The sequence below is a fragment of the Bacteroides sp. 2201st1_D9_2201SCRN_220225 genome (assembly GCF_040928965.1).
Lineage (GTDB): Bacteria > Bacteroidota > Bacteroidia > Bacteroidales > Bacteroidaceae > Bacteroides > Bacteroides stercoris.
The window spans coordinates 1-4,139 of record NZ_JBCODG010000136.1; the positions used below are offsets into that span (position 1 = coordinate 1).

The following is a 4,139-nucleotide window of genomic DNA, read 5'->3' on the forward strand; positions in this document are numbered from 1 at the left end:
GCCCGGTGATAAAATAGCCGTATGCGGTCGTAACAGTGCCCATTGGGCGGTTTGCTTTTTGGCAACAGTGACTTATGGTGCTGTAATCGTTCCTATTCTTCACGAATTCAAGGCAGACAACATACATAATATCGTCAACCACTCCGAAGCCAAACTCCTTTTTGTCGGTGACCGGGCTTGGGAGAACTTGAACGAAGAAGCCATGCCGTTGCTTATGGGAGTTGTCTTGCTGACGGATTTTACTCCGGTTGTCTGCCGGGACGAACGGCTCATGGAAGCTTTCGAACACCGCAACGCCATCTACGGCACGCGCTATCCCAAGAACTTCCGTCCCGAACATATCTGCTACCGCAAGGAACAGTCGCCCGAAGAGCTGGCGGTTATCAATTATACGTCCGGCACTACCGGCTATTCCAAAGGCGTGATGCTGCCCTACCGCAGCTTATGGTCCAATATAGCCTATTGCCACGAAATGCTGCCCGTACGTCCCGGCGACCATATCGTATCCATGCTCCCTCTGGGGCATGTTTTCGGCATGGTCTACGATTTTCTTTACGGTTTCTCGGCAGGCGCACACCTTTATTTCCTCACCCGCATGCCGTCGCCAAAGATTATCGCGCAGTCATTTTCCGAAATCAAGCCGCGCGTCATATCCTGCGTGCCGCTCATCGTAGAGAAGATTATCAAGAAAAACATCCTGCCACTCATAGACAACAAGATAGGTAAGCTGCTGTTACGGATGCCTATCGTCAACGATAAGATAAAAGCGGACATGCGCAAAAAGGCTATGGATGTCTTCGGCGGCAATTTCGATGAAATCATCATCGGTGGCGCACCTTTCAACGCCGACGTGGAACGCTTCCTCAAACAGATAGGCTTCCCCTACACCATTGCCTACGGCATGACGGAATGCGGTCCTATCATCTGCTCCAGCCGCTGGGAAACCCTGAAGCTCGCTTCGTGCGGAAAGGCCACTACCCGCATGGAAGTAAAGATAGATTCTCCCGATCCTCAGCATGTAGCGGGCGAAATCATCTGCCGGGGAAGCAACCTTATGCTGGGCTATTACAAGAATGCCGAAGCCACTTCCCAAATTATAGATGTCAACGGCTGGCTGCACACAGGCGACCTCGCCACAATGGATGCCGACGGCTACGTTACCGTACGCGGGCGCAGCAAGAATATGCTTCTCACTTCCAGCGGACAGAACATCTATCCCGAAGAGATAGAAAGCAAACTGAATAACATGCCTTACGTCTCGGAGTCGTTGATTGTATTGCAGCATGACAAACTCGTAGCCCTGATTTATCCCGACTTCGACGATGCCTTTGCCCACGGCCTGCAACAAACCGATATAGAGAAGGCAATGGAAGCCAACCGGAACGAACTGAACCTGCTTCTGCCGGCATATTGCCAGATTACCAAAGTAAAAATACACTTCGAGGAGTTTGAAAAGACCGCCAAGAAGAGTATCAAACGCTTTATGTACCAGGAAGCCAAAGGCTGAAATTCCTAAAAAAGAGATAGAGAAAAAACGGCGGAATTAATATATGTGCACAGATAATTCCGCCGATGGAATAAACAGCAAGCCTCCATCAGCCTCATTTGATATAGCAATTATACAGCAGCAATTCATAGATTTCCTTAGCTTCTTGTTCTTTCAGGCTTCTTATGGTAAAGGAGGAACCATTGGTAGAAATGACAAGATTTACTCTGTGATAAAAAGGAGTAAAAGGAGTAGCTGTCATGCGAACCACTTCCATGTTCGAATATTTGAAATAGTTTTTCACTTCTGCAAACTTTCCTGAATTGATTTCCACATAATCCTCTTTTAAAGTGATAGAACTCCGACGTACGGCAAAAATCCCTTTTATCAGGGATATCAGCATATAAACGACCGGGAGCCAAAGCCAACCGTAATATTGAAAATAGCATAAGGCTATACCGGCTGCAAGCGAAACCAACAGATCGAATCGGATGGTATAGCCTAATAAGCCGTATCCGGATTGAGCAGAAACGATAGGTTGCGAAGATGCATAATCCTTTCCCAACCACCAGTCCAGAAAAGTTGTAGCAGAGTCTGAACCATAAATTCTGACATCCGCTCCTCTATTCCTGTCAGTGGCATTCAATGCCTGTTTCAGCATAACAGTGCTGCAAGCCAACCATTTTTCTATGATATTCCGCTTGATATAAACAGTACAAATCTTATCGTATGAGAACCGGCTGCTATTACGCGAAATCAGTCCGCTCTCAAAGAACAGCTGTTCCCGGTCTATACGTATATCCATATTGAAATAGCGCAAAAAGACTTTACCCAACCATAGTAGCAATGTAACTATATACAAGATAGCGGCAACAGTGATACAACTTGATAATGAAAGCCGTAAGAAATCGGCATGTGTAGCCATGTAACCATAAAAATATTCCACAGCATTTTCATCGACCGATATAATCTGGTCATATAAAGTAACTAAAATACTTCCAAATACAACCATGCCCCGAAGGTGGTTTTGACAAAGTGCTCCTTTAATCAGATTCAAATTACCAACGCTCAACTTGGTAGTGTATCCATCGGTTTTCTCTTCAATCTTATCTGCTTCGGATGCCTGTATCTGTGTCTGACTATCCAAAGTTTCTATCCGGCTGAGCAATGCTTCCCAATCTTCATTGTCAAGAATCATTTCTATTTCTTCCGATTGCGATGCAAGCGTATCAAATGATACTCCCTTCATATCCAGCAAACGATAAATCAATCCCTGTTTAGTACGCAAAGAATGAATTTTCGTCAAAGATATACTGGTAATTTCCTTATGTACCAAACCGTGAATGAAAATCAGATTTCCATTCTCCACATAATACTTTTTGGAATAATAATTGATAAAAGCAATGACTGCTGCCAAGGTCAGACAGATTGCCAAAACAACCAAAAAATCCAAAGCCGCTTCAATAAAAGATAATTTCTTTTCCGAATTAAACAATTCAAGAATGACTATAAAAAGAAAATACTTCGCATAAAGCCATAGGTTGTTGACAAGGAATATTACGAACGCGCTTTTGCTCATTCGCCTCGGCGCAGAGAAATCATTTGTTTTCATTTTTTATACTTTCTATGACAAGCGCCTTCACTTTATCTGCTCTCTCTTCCGTCAGTCCGGGAATTCTGATTGTAGCCAACAATTGGGCTCCGTTTACCAAGTCAACGGAATACAGTCCAAACAGACGTGTAACAGGATTCTGACAAACACTCACCTGCTGAATTTTACAGAAAGGAACGGTAATAACCGAAGGAAAGATAATCCCGGAGCGAAAGGTTATATCGTGCTCACGAATAACGAATCCTTTATAGTTGTATGCCTTGGGAAGAATTAGCAAATTAACAACGGATGCTACAAGCAAACCGCATTCAACAATGATAGTAGCGGCATACCGGTAAGCAAACCCCTCTGCACAAAGAAGAAAAAGCGAAACAGCCATAAGACCGAGATAAACCAATGCCACTTTGACAAACTGCACTTTCAGATATTTCTTTTCCAGAGGCGTATAAGTACTATGTTCTATTCTGTCAATGCTCTCCGGATTCATTTGTTTATTTGTCATATCATATACCGATAATTCAGTTAATATATACCGCTCTTAGCAGAGTTATGATTTTTATAATACAAATATTCACAATTTCCCCTGACATTTACAAGCTAAAAAAGAATTTTATTTTATTCAGGCTTCTTCCGAGTCTCTTTCCGGCTTGTTCTCTTGTTTTTATTCGCCACATAGCCCGTTATACTCCTCAGACAACTACAAAACAGCTCTGAGAAGAATACCGAACAAAAATTAAACAAGTCCGAAAAAGAAGTTCAATCTTATAATAAATGTTATAAAACATGCTTTTTTTCTTGGATAATTTGCAGATTTATCAAATGTCCGTATCTTTGCAACGTGTTTTTCATAGTATTAGATTTAAGGTTAACAAAGGTTGGAGTACAGCGGTACTCCTTTTTTTATGCCCATGTATTTCATCCGCTTCTTTTTCGGAACCATCTTTTTTACGTTGCAGTGCCTTTTACGGGTCAACGTAAAAACCTGAGGGATTCATAGCTTATGCATAAATTTTCGCCAGTCTGAACAGGAAGAAAGCTCTG

The 4,139-nt window shown here is 42.8% G+C and carries 3 protein-coding genes; 1 reads left to right on the top strand and 2 read right to left on the bottom strand.

Annotated elements, in window-relative coordinates:
- On the top strand, positions 1-1,507 hold a 1,507-nt coding region (locus tag AB5903_RS21905), incomplete at its 5' end, for a long-chain fatty acid--CoA ligase (protein WP_368118289.1).
- Between the two features lie 94 nt (positions 1,508-1,601).
- On the opposite strand, the gene AB5903_RS21910 is transcribed toward AB5903_RS21905, so the two are convergent.
- A complete protein-coding gene (locus tag AB5903_RS21910; protein WP_195658525.1) occupies positions 1,602-3,098 on the bottom strand; it encodes a PH domain-containing protein in 1,497 nt (498 codons plus the stop codon).
- Complete coding sequence (locus AB5903_RS21915; protein WP_117666546.1) at positions 3,085-3,600, bottom strand: PH domain-containing protein; 516 nt, start codon at positions 3,598-3,600, stop codon at positions 3,085-3,087. Before AB5903_RS21915 ends, AB5903_RS21910 begins: the two co-directional genes overlap by 14 nt.
- Positions 3,601-4,139 lie beyond the last annotated feature (539 nt).

What these genes read in the sequence shown, in the direction of transcription:
- AB5903_RS21910 (WP_195658525.1), bottom strand. Translation starts at nt 3,098, where the DNA reads ATGAAAACAAATGATTTCTCTGCGCCGAGGCGAATGAGCAAAAGCGCG.
- AB5903_RS21915 (WP_117666546.1), bottom strand. Translation starts at nt 3,600, where the DNA reads ATGACAAATAAACAAATGAATCCGGAGAGCATTGACAGAATAGAACAT.